Raw genomic sequence first — 18,917 nt, forward strand, 5'->3', positions numbered from 1 at the left:
TTTTCAGAAAACCAGGATAATATTGTCCAGAACATTCGAGATTTTAGAAATGTCGGAGCCCGGCACCCCCACCCTCGATCAGCTGAAGGTTTTCCTCGCCGTGGAGGAGGCCGGCAGCTTCGCCGGCGCCGCGCGCCGCCTCGGCCGCGCCGTCTCCGTCGTCAGCTATTCCATCGGCCAGCTAGAGGCGCAGCTCGGCGTCGCGCTCTTCGACCGGGAAACCACCCGGCGTCCCCAGCTGACCGAGGCCGGCAAGGCCGTGCTGACCGAGGCGCGTGCCATCGCCAATGGCGTGAACGGCCTGCGCGCGAGGGTGAGGGGCCTCCGGCAAGGGCTCGAGGCCGAGGTCCACCTGGCCCTCGACGTCATGCTGCCGGCGGCGCGGGTGGTGGATGCGCTCAGGGCCTTCAGCGAGGCCTTCCCGACCGTCACGCTGCGCCTCTACGTCGAGGCACTGGGTGCCGTGGCCCAGATGGTGCTGGACCGGCGCGCGAGCCTCGGCGTCAGCGGCATGCTCCTGCAGCCCCTGCCCGCGCTGGAACGGGTGGCGCTGGGGCATGTGGAGCTGGTGCCCGTCGCGGCGCCGGACCATCCGCTGGCCAAGGCGGGCCGCAATCCTGTCGGCGCGGGGCGCGATCACGTCCAGCTGGTGCTGACCGACCGCTCCCCGCTCACCGAGGGCCATGACTTCGCCGTGGTCGGCGTGCGGACCTGGCGCCTGGCCGACCTCGGCTCCAAGCACATGCTGCTGCGCGAGGGCATCGGCTGGGGGAACATGCCGCTGCCCGTGGTGCGCGAGGATCTGGAAGCCGGGCGCCTGGTCCGGCTCGACATGCCGGACTTCCGCTCGGCGGAGTACCCGCTCCAGGGCATCTATCGCGCGGACGTCCCGCCGGGCCCGGCCGCCGCTTGGCTCATCGCGCGCTTCCAGGGCCAGGCCTCGGACACCCCCTGACCGCGCGGGGCCCAACCGCCCCTTCGCCTGCGGATTCCCAGCCCGCCCGGCCCCACGCCAGCGGGTTTTTTCATGTCCTCAGCCCGCCGGTTGCGGACGCCCCCTGAATCGGCTTCTTTACATAAGTTATTGTTTTTATTTGATTTACTGAAGATCTCTACAGCTCTACCGATGAAGAGGTGAAGAATGGTGCACATATTGATGCGCGGGTTGCCCCTGGCCCTCGTCCCCTGCCTGGCGGCGGCGCAGGAAGCGAGCCCGGTCATCGAGCTCGACCCCATCGAGGTGCAGTCCTCCCGCCTCGACACGGCGCGGACAGGCATCGCCCCCTCGCTCGGCGCCAGCGTGACGCGCATCGACCGCGACACCATCGAGCGCCTGCCCCAGGGCGGCGGCGCCTCGCTGAACCAGGTGCTGCTGCAGGCGCCCGGCGTGGTGCAGGAGGCGCAGGGTGACCTCCATGTCCGCGGCGATCACCGGAACCTGCAGTACCGCATCAATGGCGTGATCATCCCCGAGGCGATCAGCGGCTTCGGCCAGCTCTTCGATGCGCGCGGGTTGCGCGCGGTGGAGCTCGTGACCGGCGCCCTGCCGGCGCAGTTCGGCTACCGCACGGCGGGCATCGTCGATATCGGCCTGCGCTCCGGTGCGCAGGATCCCGGCGGCAGCGCCAGCCTCTATGGCGGCAGCTTCGGCCAGTTCCAGCCGAGCCTCGCCTATGGCGGCGCGGTCGGCCCCTTCGAATACTACGTGACCGGCAGCTACCTGCGCAGCGATCGCGGCTTCGAGAATCCGACCAGCGCGCCCCAGGCCATCCACAACAGCACCGAGCAGGTGCGCGGCCTCGTGAACATGGCCTGGCTCCTCGACGACCGGACGCGCCTTTCCTTCATCGGCGGCACCAACCAGTCGCGCTTCCAGATCCCCAACGTCCCCGGCCAGGCGCCGCAATTCACCGCCTTCGGCCAGGACAGCTATGACAGCGCAAGCCTGCGCGCGCGGCAGTGGCAACGCTCCAGCTTCGGCCTGCTGGCCGTGCAGCATTCGCACGGTGCGCTGGACGTGCAGGTCTCCGCCTTCATGCGGCAGACCTCGATCAGCTACGTGCCCGACACGGTGGGCGAGGTGATCCTCTCGGGCGTGGGGGCCGAGACGCGCAAGCGCAACACCTCCATCGGTCTGCAGGGCGATGCCTCCTGGCGGCTCGCGGAGGCGCATACGCTGCGCGCGGGGTTCTTCGTCTCCGGCGACGTGACGCGCAACATCGCCAACAGCACCGTGCTGCCGCTGGACGCGCAGGGCGCCACCTTCGACGCGCCCTACACCATCCGCGAGCGCGGGCGCATCGAAGGGCAGCTCTACGGCGTCTACGCGCAGGACGAATGGCGGATCACCGACCAGCTGACGCTCAACTTCGGCGGCCGCTTCGACGTGATGAACCAGCAGGTGAACGCCTCGCAGCTCAGCCCGCGCGCGAACCTCGTCTGGCGGCCGAGCGACGCCACGACCGTCTCCCTCGGCTATGCGCGCTACTTCACGCCCCCGCCCTCCGAGCTGCTGACGAGCCCGGCGCTGTACCGCTACGTCGGCACGACGCTGGCGCCCGAGGTGCTGCAGGCGAGCCCCGCCCGGCCCGAGCGCGCGCACTACTTCAACCTCGGCCTGCGCCACCGCATCGGCGAGAACCTGACGCTGGGCGCCGAGGCCTATTACCGCTCGGTCCGGGACATGCAGGACCTCGGCCAGTTCGGCAGCGCCTATATCTTCTCGCCCTACAATTACCGCGAGGGCCGGGTCTTCGGCACGGAGCTCTCCGCCCAATGGCGCCGCGGCGCGCTGCTGGCCTACGGCAACCTGACGCTGTCCCGCTCGGAGGGGCGCGGCCTCGTCTCCAACCAGTATTTCTGGAGCGAGGCGGAGCTGGCGCAGGTGCAGAAGAAGTTCGTCCGCACCGACCATGACCAGCTCATCACCGGCTCGGCGGGCGTGGCCTATAACGTCTGGGAGGGCGGCAATATCTCCTCGACGCTGCTCTATGGCAGCGGCATGCGGCGCGGCTTCGCCAACAGCCAGGTCGTGACGCCCTATGTGACAGTGAACCTGGGCCTGAGCCAGGAATTCACCATCGCCGGCGGCGGGAAGTGGACCGCGCGGCTGGACGTGCTGAACCTCTTCGACCGCAGCTACCAGCTGCGCGACGGCACCGGCATCGGCGTCGGCGCGCCGCAATACGGCATGCGGCGCGGCATCTTCGCCGGCCTCTCCCGCACGCTCTAGGACCTCTGTTCGTCGTCACCCGCTCCCGCCGTTTGGCGGGAGCGGGGAGGCTTCAGAAGCGCGCGCCGGGGGGCATGTTGCGCGCCCAGGCGGGGTCGGGTTCGCCGGGCGGGGGCGTGATGTGGATGCCCGGCAGCTCGGCCGGCGCCGCCGCCGGGGTGCCCGGCATGGCAGCGGGCGTCGCCGCCCTGCCGCCCGCTTCGTCGCCCGGATCGTCGAGCGGCACGATGGCGTCGGTTTCGCTGCCGCTGCGCCCGAGCTCCGCGTCGCGGCGCTGGCGGGTGATGCTGCGCAGGCGGGCGTAGAAGTCGAGGCTGTCGGCCCGCAGCGCATCCAGCGTGTCGATATTCTCGGCCCGCAGGTCGATGCCGCTGAGCGCGCCACGGCCGACACCGATGATATGCGCCGTCGCGCTCGAGAAGATGGAGCCCGTCAGCAGGCCGATCGGGTTGGCGGCCGCGTCGATGCCGTCGCCGATCGCGTCGCGGACCACGGTCGGGCCCATGATGGGGAGCATCAGGAAGGGCCCGTCGGGCACGCCCCAGGAATGGAGCGTCTGGCCGAAATCGCCCGTGCGGCGGACGAGGCCGTTGGGCGTCGCGATGTCGAAGAAGCCGAGGCCGCCGCCCACCGTGTTGATGTAGAAGCGCATCAGCGTGTGGCCGGCATCCAGCAGGCGCAGCTGCAGGATGTTGTTCGCGAAGACCACCGGTTCGTTCAGGTTGCTCAGGAAGTTGCGGATGGCGGTGCGCATGCCGTCGGGAACGCCGTCCCGATAGGCGACGGCTGCCGGCCGGATGGCCGCATCATCGAGTCGCAGGTTGAAGTCGAAGATCTGGCGGTTGGTCGCCTCCCAGGGATCCCGGGGATCCGTGGCCGGCCGGCCGTCGGAGCTGGCGCAGGCGCCAAGGGCGAGGCCCAGCGCCAGCACGGGCGCGAGCAGCAGGGTCGAGCGTGTTCGTTTCACGGGGGGACACTACCGCACCCCGCCGTGCTGCGCGATATGAGGCCCGTGTCCTGGATCGCGATCCCCTTCCTGCTGCTGGCGCTGGCCGGCGCCGGCCAGGCGCTGGCCGCGCGCCGCGCCCTCCGCCGCCTCGCCACGACGCCCCCGCCGCGGGGGCCCGCGCTGGCGGCCAGCATCCTCAAGCCCCTGCACGGCAACGAGCCCGGCCTGGCCCGCAACCTCGCCGCGACGCTGGGGCAGACCCATGCCGCGCCCTGGGAGGTGCTGTTCGGCACCGCCGACCCCGCGGATGCCGCGCGGCCGGTCGCCGAGGCCGCGATGACGGCCAGCCCGACGCCAGCGCATTTCCTCGCCGGGGGCGCGGTGCTGGGCGCCAACCGCAAGGTCTCGCAGCTCGTGCACCTGGCGGCCGAGGCCCAGCACCCGGCCCTCGTCGTCGCCGATGCCGACATGCGCTGCGCGCCGGACTGGCTGACCGCGGTGACGGCGCCGCTGGCCGATCCCGAAACCGGTCTCGTCACCTGCCTCTATCGCGGCGAGGCCGCCGATGACGGCGCCTGGTCCCGGCTGGCCGCGCTCGGCATCGACTGGCACTTCCTGCCCAATGCCGCGCTGGGCGAGAGCCTCGGCAAGGCCCAGGGCTGCTACGGCGCCACCATGGCCCTGCGGCGCGACGCGCTGGAGCAGATCGGCGGCTTCGAGCCGCTGCTGCCCTTGCTGGCCGACGATCATGCACTGGGTGCCGCGGTGCGCCGGCTCGGCCTGCGCGTGGAGGTTTCGCCGTCGATCCCCGTCCATGTGATGCACGAGCCGAGCCTGGCTGCGCTCTGGGCCCATGAGCTGCGCTGGGCGCGGACGCTGCGTCTGCTGAATTTCCCGGGCTTCCTGGGCCTAGGCCTGACGCATCCGCTGCCCTGGGCGCTGCTGGCCTTCGCCCTTTCGCCCAGCGACTGGACGGTCGGCGCCCTGGCCATCGCGCTGGGCGCCCGCTGGGCGCTGGCCTCGGGCGTGGATTCCGCGCTGGGCGTGGCCGGCGGCTGGCGGCGCTGGGCCTGGCTGCCCGTCCGCGACCTGCTCTCCTTCGCCATCTGGCTGACGGCCCTGGCCCGCGGCCAGGTCGTCTGGCGCGACCGCCGCTACCGCATCGGCCCCAATGGCGAGATGGTGGAGGAGGCCCGGTGAGGCGCCTCATCCTCAATGCCGACGACCTCGGCCTCGCCGCCGAGACCAATGAGGGGATCGAGCGCGCCCATCGCGAGGGCGTGCTGACGGCCGCCAGCCTCATGACCGGTGAGGCCGGCTTCGAGGAGGGCGTGCGCGTGGCGCGGGCCAATCCCGGCCTGGCGGTCGGGCTGCACCTGACGCTGACGGATGGCGTGCCCACCCTCCCCGCCGCGCAGCTCCCGTCGCTGACGCAAAGGAACGGCCGCTTCCGCGACGACATGGCGGGCATGGGGCTGACGCTCGCCGTCTCGCGCGAGGCCCGCGCGGAGCTGGCGGCCGAGGTCGCGGCCCAGATGGCCCGCTTCGCCGAGACCGGCCTGCCCTGCGACCATGTGAACGCGCACAAGCACTATCACCTGCATCCGAACATCGCGGCCGCGCTAATCCGCGCCGCCGCGGCGGCGGGCATGCGCTGCCTGCGGCTGCCCTGGGAGCCAGGCACGCTCGTCCGCGCCATCGAGGCCGAGGCGCCGGGCACGGGTGAATGGGCCATCCGCCCCTGGTGCCGCTTCCTGCGCCGGCGGGCCGCGCGCCACGGCCTCGTGGCGCCGGACCGCGTGGTCGGCCTCGCCTGGTCCGGCCATTTCACGGCCGACCGCCTGCTCGGCGTGCTGCCGCACCTGCCCGACGGCGTGACGGAGCTCTACTTCCACCCGGCCACGGCCGGCGGCTTTTCCGGCAGCGCCCCGGGCTACGACTACCCGGGCGAGCTCGCCGCGCTGATCGACCCTCGCGTGGCCGAGGCGCTGGCCGGCACGCCCCGCGGCGGCTACGCGGCCATGCTCTTGCCGAACGCCGCCTGACGCCTCAGGAAGGCCGGGTGAGCCCGTTTCCGATTTCCGAGCAGATTCCGCGCGTCGCCCTCGTCACCGGGGGTGCGAAGCGGCTCGGCCGGGCCATCGCCCTGGCGCTGGCCGGGGCGGGCTTCGACGTCGCGATCCACTACAACGGCTCGGTCGGCGAAGCCGAGGCGCTGGCGGCGGAGATCACGCGGCTCGGCCGCCGTGCCGCCGCCTTCCAGGCCGATCTCACCCAGGAGGCCGAGGTCGTCGGCCTGCTGCCGGCCGTCCGCGCGGCGCTCGGGCCTGTCGGCGTGCTGGTGAACAATGCCAGCACCTTCGAGCGTGACGAGTGGGACGATGCCACCCGCGCCAGCTGGGACCTGCACCTGGAGCCCAATCTCCGCTCACCCTTCGTGCTCATGCAGGATTTCGCCCGCGGCCTGCCCGAGGCGGCCGAGGGCGTTGTGATCAACATGCTGGACCAGCGCGTCCTGTCGCTGACGCCGCATTTCGTCACCTACACCGTCTCCAAGGCCGGCCTCTGGGCGCTCACGCAGCAGATGGCCCTGGCGCTCGCGCCCCGCATCCGCGTGAACGGCATCGGCCCCGGCCCGACCCTGCCGAGCCCGCGCCAGACCGCCGCGCAGTTCGAGCGGCAATGCGCCTCGGTGCCGCTGCGGCGGGGCAGCTCCCCGGAGGAGATTGGTGCGGCGGCGCTGGCGCTGGTCGCGCTGCCCTCGGTCACCGGCCAGATCCTCACCCTCGACGGCGGCCAGCATCTCCAATGGGCCCCGGGCGGCGGCGCAGGGGGGATGGCCGAATGACCATCGCGGACTATGTTGCGCCGCCCCGCACTTCGGCGCCTCGGAACCCCGACATGACCAGTGTCACCCCGCCTGCCCCCCTTCCCTCGAACGGGACCCTGAAGCTCCGCCAGGTCTTCGTCCGTGGCCTCGAGCTCCAGGCGCGCCTCGGCATCTATGCGCACGAGAAGGTCGGGCCGCAGCGGATCCGCGTGCATATCGACCTGGCCGTGGTGGACGAGAGCGCAGCCGTGGGTATCGGGCCCGACGACCTCAGCCGCGTCGTGAACTACGAGCGCGTGGTCTACGCCGCCCGCGAGGCGGTGGCCCGGGGGCACGTCCTGCTGGTAGAAACCCTGGCTGAGACGATCGCGGCCGCCGCGCTGGAGGATCCGAGGGTCCGCACGGCGCGCGTCTCCATCGAGAAGCCGGACGCCTTCGCCGATGCCGAGACGGTGGGCGTGACGATCGAGCGCACGCGGGATCAGACGAACCTCTGAGGTCCTTCTATCGGAACTGACTATCGCCCGCTGCGCCTTGGGGTGCGGGCGGAGTCAAGCTTGTTTTCGCTGTCGCGAACGAATCATCCACCGCTCGGCCCGGAATCCCCAGGTGCCTTGATTCGGCAACATTTTTTGAAAATCGGCCGACGCAAGCAAGCTTTCATCGAAAAAATCCCAATGAAATCAACAGATTTCCCGGATGCCTGAAATATGGTCAATTCGACGGAAATCCAGCTTAGACGCCGTGTAAGAGCCTGTCCGCACCAAGTACCCCACAGCCTTATCCACAGGCCCCGGGGATAGTTGGAAGGTCGGTATAGGTGGGTTCGGAGACGCTCGCGCCTCCTCCAGAAAGAGGCGCGGCGACGGCCCATGCGCTGCCGCAAGAGAGCGCCAGGAGCCCTCTGGAGCCATCACCACCCGACGGAGCCACTTCCCTCACCGGACTTCATGAGGCGCCTCGCACCAGTATCGTGCCGGCGCCTTCCGGGAAGGCCCGTCAGCCCAACCATTCGCACCGCTATCCTGGCAAAGGGCTTGGGGAGGCCTGGCCAGCTCAAAGTGAGCTCTTCCAGGCCAGACCGACGACGGAACACGCAAGCCACCCGCTTTCCGGCCAATTTTCGAGCGTGTTCGATTCGTCAACACTCACCGTGTCATGGCAGGCAGCGTCAGAAATTCAACAGAATAATAAGAAGCAAAATCAATACGTTGAATAATTGCCTCAATTTCAGTCAATTCGATTGAACGCAAGGTTAAACGCCGCGTGAAGGGCCATGCCCACCTCCTCTCCCACAGTGTTTTCCACAGAGTCAGGGGATAGTTGCAGCCTTGAGCGATCCGAAGCCGGCGGGTATGCCAAGGCCCGTCCACCGAGAGCTGATTTTCCTCGGTTCATCAGACTTGTGCCACGGCCTCATTCACCCGCGGCCGGCACGGTTTGAGGCGATGGGGCGGGGCTTTCCCCTTGCACGTCATGTCGATTGCGGTTCGCCGATGTTCTATTCGCCAGAGGCGATGGTCCGGAGCCCCTTGCTCACCGGACGGCTCTTTGTTTGCCGAGCTGTCCACGCGCGGCCGGAACCGTCCCACCGCACAGGTCGTCCCCCAGCCAGGCTCCCGCAATCACCTTAGGCACCCCAACGCAGGCCAGTACGGCACATGCAGTATGGACCTGGCCGCCGCTCCCTTCCGAATCCTCATCACCCCTCCCTCGCCGGGAAGACAGGTGAGATCCCCTTCGCCTCTTCACCGGAAAGCCGCAGTCATCCACCGCTTGGCGCGACCAGCCGCGGCGCATTGATTCGTCAATATTTTCTTCATCATGGCTGCCTTCATCCGAGGAACGTCAAAATAAAATTCAATAAAATCAATACCCTGAATATCTGCCCTAAATTAAGTCAATTCGACTAAACCCCAGCTCATACGCCGCCTGAACGCCCGTCAGCACCATCTCTCCCACAGCCTTATCCACAGGCTCCGGGGATAGTTGGAAGCTTGAGCAATCACACGCCGAAGGTTATGCGGGGGCCCATGCAACATGAGGAACCGCCGGGGGATCCGCCGGGGGAACCGCAGGCCGAGCCGACCAGCGGCCTCGCCGTGCTGGAGGCCGTGCTGCCCTCCCTGCCGCTGTCGCCGGGCGTGTACCGGATGCTCGATGGCAAGGGCGACGCGCTCTACGTCGGCAAGGCGCGCGCGCTGCGGAAGCGCGTCACGAGCTACACCCAGTTCTCCCGCCTGCCCGAGCGCCTGCGCCGCATGGTGCACGAGACGCGCCGCGTGGAGGTCATCACGACCTCTTCCGAGGTCGAGGCGCTGCTGCTCGAAGCCAACCTCATCAAGAAGCTGAGGCCGCGCTACAACATCGTCCTCAGGGACGACAAATCCTATCCGTGGCTGCTGGTCAGCGACGACCATCCCTTCCCGCAGATCGCCAAGCACCGTGGCGAGCGCCGCAAGGGCGCCGCCTATTACGGCCCCTTCGCCAGCGTCTGGGCGGTGAACCAGACCATCACGGCGCTGCAGCGCGTCTTCCTGCTGCGCACCTGCCGCGACACCGTCTTCGACACGCGCGACCGGCCCTGCCTGCTCTTCCAGATCAAGCGCTGCTCGGCCCCCTGCGTCGACCGCGTCTCGAAGGAGGAGTACGGCGCACTGGTCACCGAGGCGAAGCAGTTCCTCGCCGGCGAGGTCCCGACCATCCAGAAGCGCCTGGCCCGCGAGATGGAGCAGGCCGCCGAGGCGCTGGAATTCGAGCGCGCGGCCTCGCTGCGCGATCGCATCCGCGGCCTCACCCAGATCCAGGGGAACAGCCGCATCAACATGGACGGCGTGGGCGATGCCGATGTGGTGGCGCTGCACATGGCGGCCGGACAGTCCTGCGTGCAGGTCTTCTTCTTCCGCGGCGGCCGCAACAACGGCAACCGCCCCTACTTCCTGACCCATGCCCGCACGGACATCACGCCCGAGGAGGTGATGGGCAGCTTCCTCGCCCAGCTCTACGACGACCTGCCGCCGCCGCCCCTCGTCCTGCTCAGCCACGAGGTCGAGGAGGCCCCGCTGATCGCCGAGGCGCTGGCCGTGAAGGCCGGCCGCAAGGTGGAGCTCCATCGCCCCCAGCGCGGCGACAAGCGCGAGGTCGTCGTCCATGCCGAGACCAATGCCCGTGAGGCGCTGGAGCGGAAGCTGGCCGAGACCACCGCGCAGGGCCAGCTGCTGGACGGCGTGCAGAAGCTCTTCGACCTGCCGGAACGGCCCGAGCGGATCGAGGTCTACGACAACAGCCACATCATGGGCACCAACGCCTATGGCGCCATGATCGTCGGCGGCCCCAACGGCTTCGCGAAGGGCGCCTACCGCAAGTTCAGCATCAAATCCGCCCTCACCCCCGGCGACGACTTCGCCATGATGCGCGAGGTGCTGGAGCGCCGCTTCGGCCGCGCCCTGAAGGAGGACCCCGCCCGCGCCGAGGAAGGCTGGCCGGACCTGGTGGTGATCGACGGCGGCCAGGGGCAGCTCAGCGCCGCGCGGGAGATCATGGCCGGCCTCGGCCTGGACGACATCCCGCTGGTCGCCATCGCCAAGGGCGTGGACCGCGACGCCGGTCGCGAATGGTTCCACCTGGCCGGCCGCGAGGCCTTCCAGCTGCCGCCGCGCGATCCGGTCCTCTACTACCTCCAGCGCCTGCGCGACGAGGCGCACCGCTTCGCCATCAACACGCACCGCGCCGGCCGGGCCAAGGCGCTCACCCGCTCGGAGCTGGACGACGTGCCGGGCGTCGGCCCCAAGGTGAAGCGGGAGCTGCTGAACCACTTCGGATCGGCCCGCGGCGTGCGGAATGCGGGGGAACAGGACCTCGCCCAATGCCCCGGCGTGGGCCCCGCCTTGGCACGTCGGATTCACCAGCATTTCCACCCGGGCGCAGGCCAAGCTACATAGGGGCGTGCCGACCGATCTGCCCAACCTCCTGACCGTCTCGCGGATACTCGCGATCCCCCTGCTCGTCCTTTCCGTGGCCCTCAGGGAGCCATGGGCGGACTTCGCGGCGAGCATGCTGTTCTCCGCAGCTGCCATCACCGACTACTTCGACGGGAAGATCGCGCGCGACCGCAAGATCGTCTCCGATTTTGGTCGCATGCTGGACCCGATCGCCGATAAACTGCTGGTGGGCGCCGCGCTCATGCTGCTGGCCGGGTTCGACCGGCTGCCCAACTGGGCGCTGCTGCCGGCGATTGTCATCATGCTGCGCGAGATCCTGGTCTCGGGCCTGCGCGAATATCTGGCGGGGCTGAATGTCGGCCTGCCGGTCACGGCGCTGGCGAAGTGGAAGACGGGCTTCCAGATGGGCGCTCTCGGCCTGCTGCTGGCCGGCGAAAGCGGCGCCCGGGTTGTCGGCCTCGACTTCCTGCCAATATCGCTGATCGGCGAGATCATGCTCTGGACGGCAGCGGCACTGACGCTGGTAACGGGTTGGGACTATTGGGTGGCGGGGCTGCATCACGTGAGCCGCGATACCCCCCATCTCGAATCGACCAAGCGGCCTTGAGAACGTAGGAACCTCGGCGCATGTTGCGTCGCGACAGGTTGCGGGAGTCGAATATGCGTTTGAACAAGTCGGGGCCCAAGGTGCTTCTGCTGCTCGGGCTGGGCGCGGCGCTGTCCGGCTGTTCGAGCCTGGAGTCGGGATTCGCCTCGACCACCGGATGGATGTCCGACCGCTACGGCCCCAGCTGGGGCGGCATGCGCCCGGCCGTGCCGGCCGACAGCCTGACGGTGCAGCGCATCCAGAATCGCGGCGAGGCCGCGGCGCTCCCGCCCCTCACCACCGAGCCGGGCGATGTCTGGCCGCGCGAGGAAGGTCCCCGCGCCACCCTCGCCAACCCGGACGAGGCCCTGCGCGGCCTGCGGCCGAGCGAGGACACCCCGCCCCCGCGCCGCCGTGGCAGCGCCGCCCCGGCCGATCCTGTCGTGACGGGCGTCCCGCCCATGCGCGCCTTCGATGCGCCGCCGCCGGCCCCGCCGCGCGCGGCGCGCACCGATACGCCGCGGAACCAGGGCCAGGTGATCTTCACGCCGCAGGGCCCGGTGAACACGACCGGCGGAACCGACAGGGTGCAGTCCACGATCTCCCCCCAGGGCCCCGGCGTCGCCATCCGCGACGGCAACATGACCACCATCATCGGCCCGGGCGGCGACGTGCAGCAGGTTCCGACGCCGCGCTGACGTCATGCAGATCCTCTATTTCGCCTGGGTTCGTGAAAAGGTCGGGGCGGCAGGGGAGGACATGGTGCTGCCGGAGGGCGTGACGGATGTCGGCGCCCTGATGCGGCACCTGGGATCGCTGAGCCCCCGCCATGCGGAGGCCTTCGCCAATCCCACGGCCATCCGCGCCGCCGTGAACCAGGACTTCGCCACGCCCGGCACGCCGGTCTCGGATCGCGACGAGGTGGCCTTCTTCCCTCCCGTCACGGGGGGCTGAGGATGGGCCGCATCGCCGTGCAGGAGGCGCCCTTCGATGCCGCCGCCGAGAGCGCGGCGCTGAGCGCGGGCCGCACGGATATCGGCGCGATCGCGAGCTTCGTGGGGCTCTGCCGCGCGGATGACGGCCTCTCGGCCATGGTGCTCGAGCATTATCCCGCGATGACGGAGCGGGCGCTCGCCCGCCTCGTCGCCGAGGCGGAAGCGCGCTGGCCGCTGACGGGCTGCACCGTGATCCACCGCGTGGGCCGGCTGGAGCCGGGCGCGCCCATCGTCCTGGTGCTCACCGCAAGCTCCCACCGCGCGGCCGCGCTGGAATCCTGCGCCTTCCTGATCGACTGGCTGAAGACCAAGGCCCCCTTCTGGAAGCGCGAGGAATTCGCCGCCGGCGGCGCGCGCTGGGTCGAGGCCAAGGCTGGGGACGACGCGGCGGCGGAGCGTTGGTGAAAGGCCAGCGCTGGTGAGGCGCGCGCTCGCCGTGATCGCCGGCGGGCTGCTGCTGATCTGGCCGGCCTTCCTCAACGGCTATCCCCTGGTCTTCAGCGACAGCACCGCCTTCCTGGCCCAGACGGTCGAACCGCTGATGATCTGGGACAAGCCCTGGATCTACGGCCCCTTCGCCTGGGTCTTCCATCAGCATGTGACGCTCTGGGGCACGGTGCTGGCCCAGGGGCTGATCGTCTCGCACCTCGTCTGGCTGCTGGCGCACGTGCTGGGGCAGGCCCGGCCCTGGCGCCACCTCGCCACCTGCGCGGCGCTCGCTTTCTTCACCGCCGCGCCGTGGTCGGCCGCCATGGTGATGCCCGACATCCTCACCCCCGTCGCCGTGCTCTGCGTGGCGCTGCTGGGCTGGGGATGGGACCGGCTGGGCCGCGCGGAACGGGCCTGGCTGATCGTGCTGGGCAGCCTCGCCACCGCCGCGCACCTCTCCAACCTGCCGGTGATCTTCGCGCTGGTCGTGCTGGCCGCGATCCTGCGCGCAGGCTGGGGCACGGTGCTCCGCGCCGGGATTCCGTTGGCTGGGGCCCTGGCGCTGCTGCTCGCCACCAACCTGGTCGGGCATGGGCGGCTGGCGGTCTCGCCCTATGGCAGCACCTTCTTCCTCGCGCGGCTGATCGCGGATGGGCCCGCCGCCCGCACCATCGAGGCGCGCTGCCCCGAGGCCGGCTGGTATCTCTGTGCCTTCGCCGGACGGCTGCCCACCAATTCGGACGTCTTCCTCTGGACCCCCGACAGCCCCGTGAACCGCCGGCCGGACGGCACGCCCATTTTCCTGGGCGGCGTGCTCCTCGCCCCGGAGGCCCGCATCATCGTCGCCGAGACGCTGCGGCGGGAACCGCTCGCGGTGCTGGGCGACGCGCTCTCCAACTTCGTGGCGCAGCTCCGCCGCAGCCAGATCGGCGACACCCTTTCGCGGCACGATGCCGGAACAGGGGTGGAGCGGGAGGTCGCGAAGGGCTTTCCGCCCGCCGAGCTGGCTCGCCTCGAGAATTCCCGGCAGATGCGGGACGAGCTGAAGCCCATCGGGCGCCGCTTCAATCCGCTCTTCTCGATCGCCCTGCTGCTCGCGGTGCCCTTCGTGCTGCTGGCCTGGCGGCGGGCGCATCGGTCGGGCGACCTGCGCAGCCTCGGCCTGCTGCTCTGCCTTCTGGTGGGGCTGACCGGCAATGCCCTGGCGACGGGCGTGCTCTCCATGCCGCATCACCGCTACCAGGCGCGGGTCGTCTGGCTGCTGCCACTGGCGGCGATGCTGTTCGCGGGGCGCCCTGCAGTCCCGCCGGCCTCCCGACGGATCGAGGCCTAGAGGCGCGGCGCCAGCCCGTCGACGCCGGTCGCGAATTCGAGCTGCGCGAGGGCGGTGAGGTAGGAAGAGCGCGCGTTGTTGGCCGCGACCCGCGTCGCATTCAGCGTGCGTAGCGCATCCAGCACGTCGAGCAGATTGCGGCCGCCCGCGAGATAGGCCTGCTCGGAGCTGCGATAGGCCTGCTCGGCCCGGGTCAGCGCGCCGCCGGTGTAGAGGCGCAGCAGGGCCCGCGCCTGCTCGTAGGCGGACCAGGCGGTGGCGAAGTCGGCACGGGCCTGCAGCAGCGCGTTGCGCGCCTGCGCCTCACTCGCCGACTGCTCGCCCTGCGCCACGCCGATATTGCCGCGCGTGATCCGGCTGGTGAACAGCGGCACCGAGAGGTTCATCGTGAACTGGTTGTTCGCGATCAGCGGCTGCGACGAATTGGGAAGATCCTGCGACAGCTGCGTGCGCGTCCAGCCGCCATTGACCGTGACGTCGCGCCAGCGCTGGGATTCCGCCAGCGTGGTATTGGCCCCGGCCGCCGAGGCCTGGCGGGAGGCGACCACGACGTCAGGCCGGCTCTGCACCGCATCGCCCAGGGTCCCGCGCGAGACGCCGATATCGGGCGCCGTGTCGAAGCGCCCGCGCACGTCGATGGCCAGTGCCGGCAGCGCCACGCGCGTCGCATCGCGGGAGGGCGCCGCGGCCGGGACCGGCGCGGCGGCATCCAGCGCGAGGGCGACGGCCACCTGCGCGACGGCCGCGACATAGGCCTGGGCCGCGGTGGTGACATCGGCCTCGAAGGGCACGCGGCTGGCCTGGAAGCGCAGCAGGTCGCCCTCGGGCAGGGCACCGTCGCGGACCTGGCGCCGCAGCAGGTTCTCGGTGCGGTCGAGGCTGCCACGATTGGCGACGGCCACTTCGAGGTTGGCCCGAGCCGCGAGGGCAGCGATGAAGTTCTGCCGCAGGTTGAAGATCTGGTTGCGCAGCGCGTCCAGGACCTGCGCCTCCGCGACGGCGATGTTCTCGTTGGCATAGCGCGTGCGCAGCTCACGCTTGCCGCCGAGCTCGATGACGGCGGTGAGACCGATATTCACGTTGTTGTTCGGGCCGTGGAAGCGCGCGCCGCGCACACCGGAATAACGGGTCTCGTTGAACTCGCCGATCATATTGCCGGCGCTGAGCTGCATTGGCGGGATGGAGGAAGCAACGAGGCGCTGGGCGCGGGCGATGTCGATGCCGCGCTGGGCAGCGATGACGGTGAGGTTGCGCTCGATCAGCAGGCGCTCGGCCTCGCCGAGGGTCAGCACGCGCGCCTGGCCGGGCAGCGGCAGGGGCTGCATGCCGGGACCGGCCACACGTGCCGGCCGCGCGGGCGAGGCGGGGGTGGCCGGCGCCTGGGCCAGCGCCGGAAGCGCGGTCGCACCGGCGAGGGCGAGGACCGGAAGCGTCAGGAGAAGGGAGGACCTCATGCCGTCAGCCCCGCGCGTTCGCGGCGGGCTGCCAGGGTCGCCTCCTGCCGCGCCAGATCCCGCGGCCGGCCGAAAAGGTCGATCAGCGCCGGGAAGATCACCAGGATGAAGATCGGCACCAGGCCGATGCCGCCGACCACCACGATCGCCAGCGGCTTCGTAACGTCGGCGCCGATGCCCGTCGCCACCGCCATCGGCGCCAGGCCGAAGAAGCTCGCGAAGCAGGTCATGAAAACCGGCCGCAGACGGTCCTGGCCCGACTGATCCAGCGCCGCGCGCCAGGTCATGCCCTCATGCCTCAGGTGATTGAAGTGCGAGAGCATGATGATCCCCTCCATCACCGTGATGCCGAAGAGCGCGAGGAAGCCGATGGCCGCCGGCACGGAGAAGTTCAGCCCCGCGACCCCCAGCGCCATGATGCCGCCCACCAGGGAGAGCGGGATCATCGCCATCACCAGCAGCATTTCCCGCAAATTCCCGAACTGCACGTAGAGCAGGACCATGATGATCATCAGCGCCACCGGCACGATGGTCAGCAGCCGGGCGACCGCGTCCTGCAGGTTCCGGAACTCGCCCAGCCAGTCGAGCCGGTAGCCGGGCTCGAGCTGCAGCTCCCGGTCGATGAGGGACTGCGCCTCGATCACCGCGCTCGCCGGGTCGCGGCCGCGGACGGAGAAGCGGATGGGCACGTAGCGCGAGCTCTCCTCGCGATAGACATAGGCCGTGCCGGAGACGATCTCGATATCGGCCACGTCGGCCAGCACCGCGCCGCGCGGTCCGCCGACGGGAATGCGGCGGATCGCGTCCACATTGTCGCGCTCCGAAGCCGCGAGGCGGATCGTGATGGGGAAGTTTCGGTCGCCGCCGGGCTCGTAGAGCCGCCCGGACTCACGCCCGCCGATGGCCGCCTGGATCACATCGTTGATGTCGCTCACCTGCAGGCCGAATCGCGCGGCCCGCGCGCGGTCGATCGTCACGGAGACGGTCGGCTGACCCAGCGTCGGGAAGATCGCGATATCGGTCAGGCCGCGCACCTGGTTGAGCAGGCCGCGGATCCGCTCCGCCTGCCGGGTCAGCACGTCCAGGTCGGGGCCGTAGACCTTGATGGCGTTCGCGCCCTTCACGCCCGAGGCCGCCTCCTGGACGTTGTCGCTGATCGCCTGGGCGAAGCTGAACTGCACGCCGAGGAAGCGCTCCGACAGCCGCTCATTGATGGCGGCGACGAGGCCGTTGCGGTCGCGCGCGGTGGTCCATTGCTCGGGCGGGCGCAGGGGGACGAAGAATTCCGCGTTGAAGAAGCCGGCGCTGTCCGTGCCGTCATCGGGCCGCCCCTGCTGGGACGTGACGGTGATCGCCTCGGGGAACTCCATCAGCGTGGCCCGGATGCCGCGGACCGTGGGCTGCCCTTCCTCGAGCGAGATGGTGCCCGGCATGGTCGCGCGCACCCAGAGGTTGCCCTCCTCCAGCGTGGGCAGGAACTCGGCGCCGAGATGCGACAGCACGAAGAGCGAGATCGCGACCAGCACTGCCGCGAGGGTCAGCGCGAAGGCCCGTGCGGCCATGGCGACGTGGTAGAGGCGGCCATGGGCCCAGCGCAGGAGGCGGACCAGCGGCGTGTCGCGCTCCTGGCTGTCCTCGCGCAGCAGCACGGCGGAAAGGGCCGGCACGATCGTGAAGGCCGCGATCAGCGAGCCGCCGATGGCATAGGCGTAGGTCTTGGCCATCGGGCCGAAGATGCGCCCCTCGATCCCGCCCATGGTGAAGAGCGGGATGAAGGCGACGATGACGATGAGCAGCGCGAAGAGGATGGGCTTGGCCACCTCGCTGCCCGCCCGCAGCACCGTCAGCGAAATGCCGGAAAGCCCGCCCGCCGCCTGCGGGTTGGCGTAGAGCTGCGGGTTGCGCCGCGCCAGCGCCAGGTGGCGGTAGATGTTCTCGACCATGATGATGGTCGCATCCACCAGCAGGCCGAAGTCCAGCGCGCCGATGGAGAGCAGGTTCGCGCTCTCGCCGCGCGCCAGGATCACCAGGACGGCGAAGAAGAAGGCGAAGGGGATGGTAGCCGCGACGACCACGGCGCCGCGCAGGTCGCCGAGGAAGAGCCACTGGATCGCCAGGATCAGCAGGACGCCCACGATGATGTTGTGCACCACCATATGGGTGGCGACCTTCACGAGGTCCTCGCGGTCGTAGAGCGGCACCACGCGCACGCCGGGCGGCAGCACGCCGCCGGCATTGATGCGCTCCACCTCCTGCTGCACGCCGCGGATGGTGGGCAGGGTCTGCTCGCCGCGGCGCATTAGCACCGTCGCCAGCACCACGTCATCGTCGTTCTCGTGCCCGGCGACACCCAGGCGCGGCAGGCTGCCCACCTCGACCTCGGCGATGTCCGAGAGCAGCACCGGCGAGCCGTCGGGCGAGGCGGCGAGGACGATGTTGCGGATGTCCTCGACGCGACGGATGAGGCCGATGCCCTGCACCACCGCCGCCTGCGGCCCGATGTTGATGGTGCCCGCGCCGACCGTGTTGTTGCCCGCGCGCACGGCCGCGATCACGGCCGGCAGCTGCAGCCCGAAGGCGTTCATGCGGGCCAGGTTGACCGTCACATTGTAGGACTTGCTGCGGCCGCCGAAGCTGGTGACGTCCACGACGCCGGGCACGCGCTTGAAGCGGCGCTCCAGCACCCATTCCTGCAGCGTCTTCAGCTCGTCCGAGGAGAAGCCCGGCGGCCCCACCACGCGGTAGCGCATGATCTCGCCGATGGGCGAGAGCGGGCTGATCTCGGGATGCACGCCGTCCGGCAGCTCGTTCAGCTGCGCGAGCCGGTTGAGCACCTGCTGCAGCGCCTGCTCGTAGGTATAGGCGAAGGTGAACTGCACGCGCACGTCCGAGAGGCCGAAGAGGCTCGTCGAGCGGACGGAATTCAGATTGGGCAGGCCCGCCATGGCGAGCTCGACCGGGATGGAGACGTAGCGCTCGATCTCTTCGGCCGAGGCGCCCGGATTCTGCGTGATGATCACGACCTGCGGCGGAACCGGGTCGGGATAGGCCTCGATGTTCAGCTTCAGGAAGGCGTAGGCACCCACCGCCACGAAGACGACGAACATGAGGATGACAAGCGCCCGCTGCTGCAGCGAGATGGCGACGAGCTGGCGCATCCGTCGTTCC

The 18,917-nt window shown here is 70.0% G+C and carries 15 protein-coding genes; 12 read left to right on the top strand and 3 right to left on the bottom strand.

Going from position 1 to position 18,917, the window contains the following annotated elements:
- Nucleotides 1–49: 49 nt before the first annotated feature.
- Nucleotides 50–955 carry a LysR family transcriptional regulator gene (locus KHU32_RS00555; protein ID WP_213668110.1) on the top strand — a complete coding sequence of 302 codons (906 nt, stop codon included), beginning with the start codon at nucleotides 50–52 and terminating at the stop codon, nucleotides 953–955.
- Nucleotides 956–1,156: 201 nt separating this feature from the next.
- On the top strand, nucleotides 1,157–3,232 hold the full coding sequence (locus tag KHU32_RS00560; RefSeq protein ID WP_213668111.1) for a TonB-dependent receptor: 2,076 nt from the start codon (nucleotides 1,157–1,159) through the stop codon (nucleotides 3,230–3,232).
- 52 nt (nucleotides 3,233–3,284) lie between these two features.
- On the opposite strand, the gene KHU32_RS00565 is transcribed toward KHU32_RS00560, so the two are convergent.
- Nucleotides 3,285–4,199, bottom strand: a complete 915-nt coding sequence (locus KHU32_RS00565; protein WP_213668112.1) for an MlaA family lipoprotein — start codon at nucleotides 4,197–4,199, stop codon at nucleotides 3,285–3,287.
- Nucleotides 4,200–4,244: 45 nt separating this feature from the next.
- Here KHU32_RS00565 and hpnI point away from each other — a divergent pair, with 45 nt between their 5' ends.
- The 10 genes from hpnI to KHU32_RS00615 all read left to right on the top strand — a co-directional run bounded on the left by hpnI (nucleotide 4,245) and on the right by KHU32_RS00615 (nucleotide 14,295).
- Nucleotides 4,245–5,381, top strand: coding sequence for a bacteriohopanetetrol glucosamine biosynthesis glycosyltransferase HpnI (hpnI, locus tag KHU32_RS00570; protein WP_213668113.1), 1,137 nt, complete (start codon nucleotides 4,245–4,247; stop codon nucleotides 5,379–5,381).
- A complete protein-coding gene (gene hpnK / locus KHU32_RS00575; protein WP_213668114.1) occupies nucleotides 5,378–6,226 on the top strand; it encodes a hopanoid biosynthesis-associated protein HpnK in 849 nt (282 codons plus the stop codon). Before hpnI ends, hpnK begins: the two co-directional genes overlap by 4 nt.
- 17 nt (nucleotides 6,227–6,243) lie before the next feature.
- Entirely contained in the window at nucleotides 6,244–7,029 is a 786-nt protein-coding gene (locus KHU32_RS00580; RefSeq protein WP_213668115.1) for an SDR family oxidoreductase, read from the top strand.
- Nucleotides 7,030–7,082: 53 nt separating this feature from the next.
- Entirely contained in the window at nucleotides 7,083–7,508 is a 426-nt protein-coding gene (folB, locus tag KHU32_RS00585) for a dihydroneopterin aldolase (protein ID WP_213668116.1), read from the top strand.
- 1,536 nt (nucleotides 7,509–9,044) lie between these two features.
- A complete protein-coding gene (gene uvrC / locus KHU32_RS00590) occupies nucleotides 9,045–10,952 on the top strand; it encodes an excinuclease ABC subunit UvrC (protein ID WP_249680463.1) in 1,908 nt (635 codons plus the stop codon).
- A 4-nt stretch (nucleotides 10,953–10,956) separates the two neighbouring features.
- Nucleotides 10,957–11,559: a CDP-diacylglycerol--glycerol-3-phosphate 3-phosphatidyltransferase gene (gene pgsA, locus KHU32_RS00595; protein WP_213668117.1), complete on the top strand. Its 603-nt coding sequence runs from the start codon at nucleotides 10,957–10,959 to the stop codon at nucleotides 11,557–11,559.
- 53 nt (nucleotides 11,560–11,612) lie between these two features.
- Nucleotides 11,613–12,236, top strand: a complete 624-nt coding sequence (locus KHU32_RS00600) for a hypothetical protein (protein ID WP_213668118.1) — start codon at nucleotides 11,613–11,615, stop codon at nucleotides 12,234–12,236.
- Between the two features lie 4 nt (nucleotides 12,237–12,240).
- On the top strand, nucleotides 12,241–12,492 hold the full coding sequence (gene moaD, locus KHU32_RS00605) for a molybdopterin converting factor subunit 1 (RefSeq protein WP_213668119.1): 252 nt from the start codon (nucleotides 12,241–12,243) through the stop codon (nucleotides 12,490–12,492).
- Between the two features lie 2 nt (nucleotides 12,493–12,494).
- Nucleotides 12,495–12,938, top strand: coding sequence for a molybdenum cofactor biosynthesis protein MoaE (locus KHU32_RS00610; protein ID WP_213668120.1), 444 nt, complete (start codon nucleotides 12,495–12,497; stop codon nucleotides 12,936–12,938).
- A 13-nt stretch (nucleotides 12,939–12,951) separates the two neighbouring features.
- A complete protein-coding gene (locus KHU32_RS00615; RefSeq protein WP_347265485.1) occupies nucleotides 12,952–14,295 on the top strand; it encodes a hypothetical protein in 1,344 nt (447 codons plus the stop codon).
- Here the strand turns inward: KHU32_RS00615 and KHU32_RS00620 are convergent.
- Both KHU32_RS00620 and KHU32_RS00625 read right to left on the bottom strand, forming a co-directional pair.
- Nucleotides 14,292–15,749 (bottom strand): TolC family protein, encoded by a 1,458-nt coding sequence (locus KHU32_RS00620; RefSeq protein WP_213668121.1) that lies wholly within the window; start codon nucleotides 15,747–15,749, stop codon nucleotides 14,292–14,294. The two genes, KHU32_RS00615 and KHU32_RS00620, sit on opposite strands and share 4 nt — an antisense overlap.
- Nucleotides 15,746–18,907, bottom strand: coding sequence for an efflux RND transporter permease subunit (locus KHU32_RS00625; RefSeq protein WP_213668122.1), 3,162 nt, complete (start codon nucleotides 18,905–18,907; stop codon nucleotides 15,746–15,748). The genes KHU32_RS00620 and KHU32_RS00625 overlap by 4 nt, the downstream gene beginning before the upstream one ends.
- Nucleotides 18,908–18,917 lie beyond the last annotated feature (10 nt).

This window comes from Roseococcus pinisoli (assembly GCF_018413645.1).
Classification (GTDB): Bacteria; Pseudomonadota; Alphaproteobacteria; order Acetobacterales; family Acetobacteraceae; genus Roseococcus; species Roseococcus pinisoli.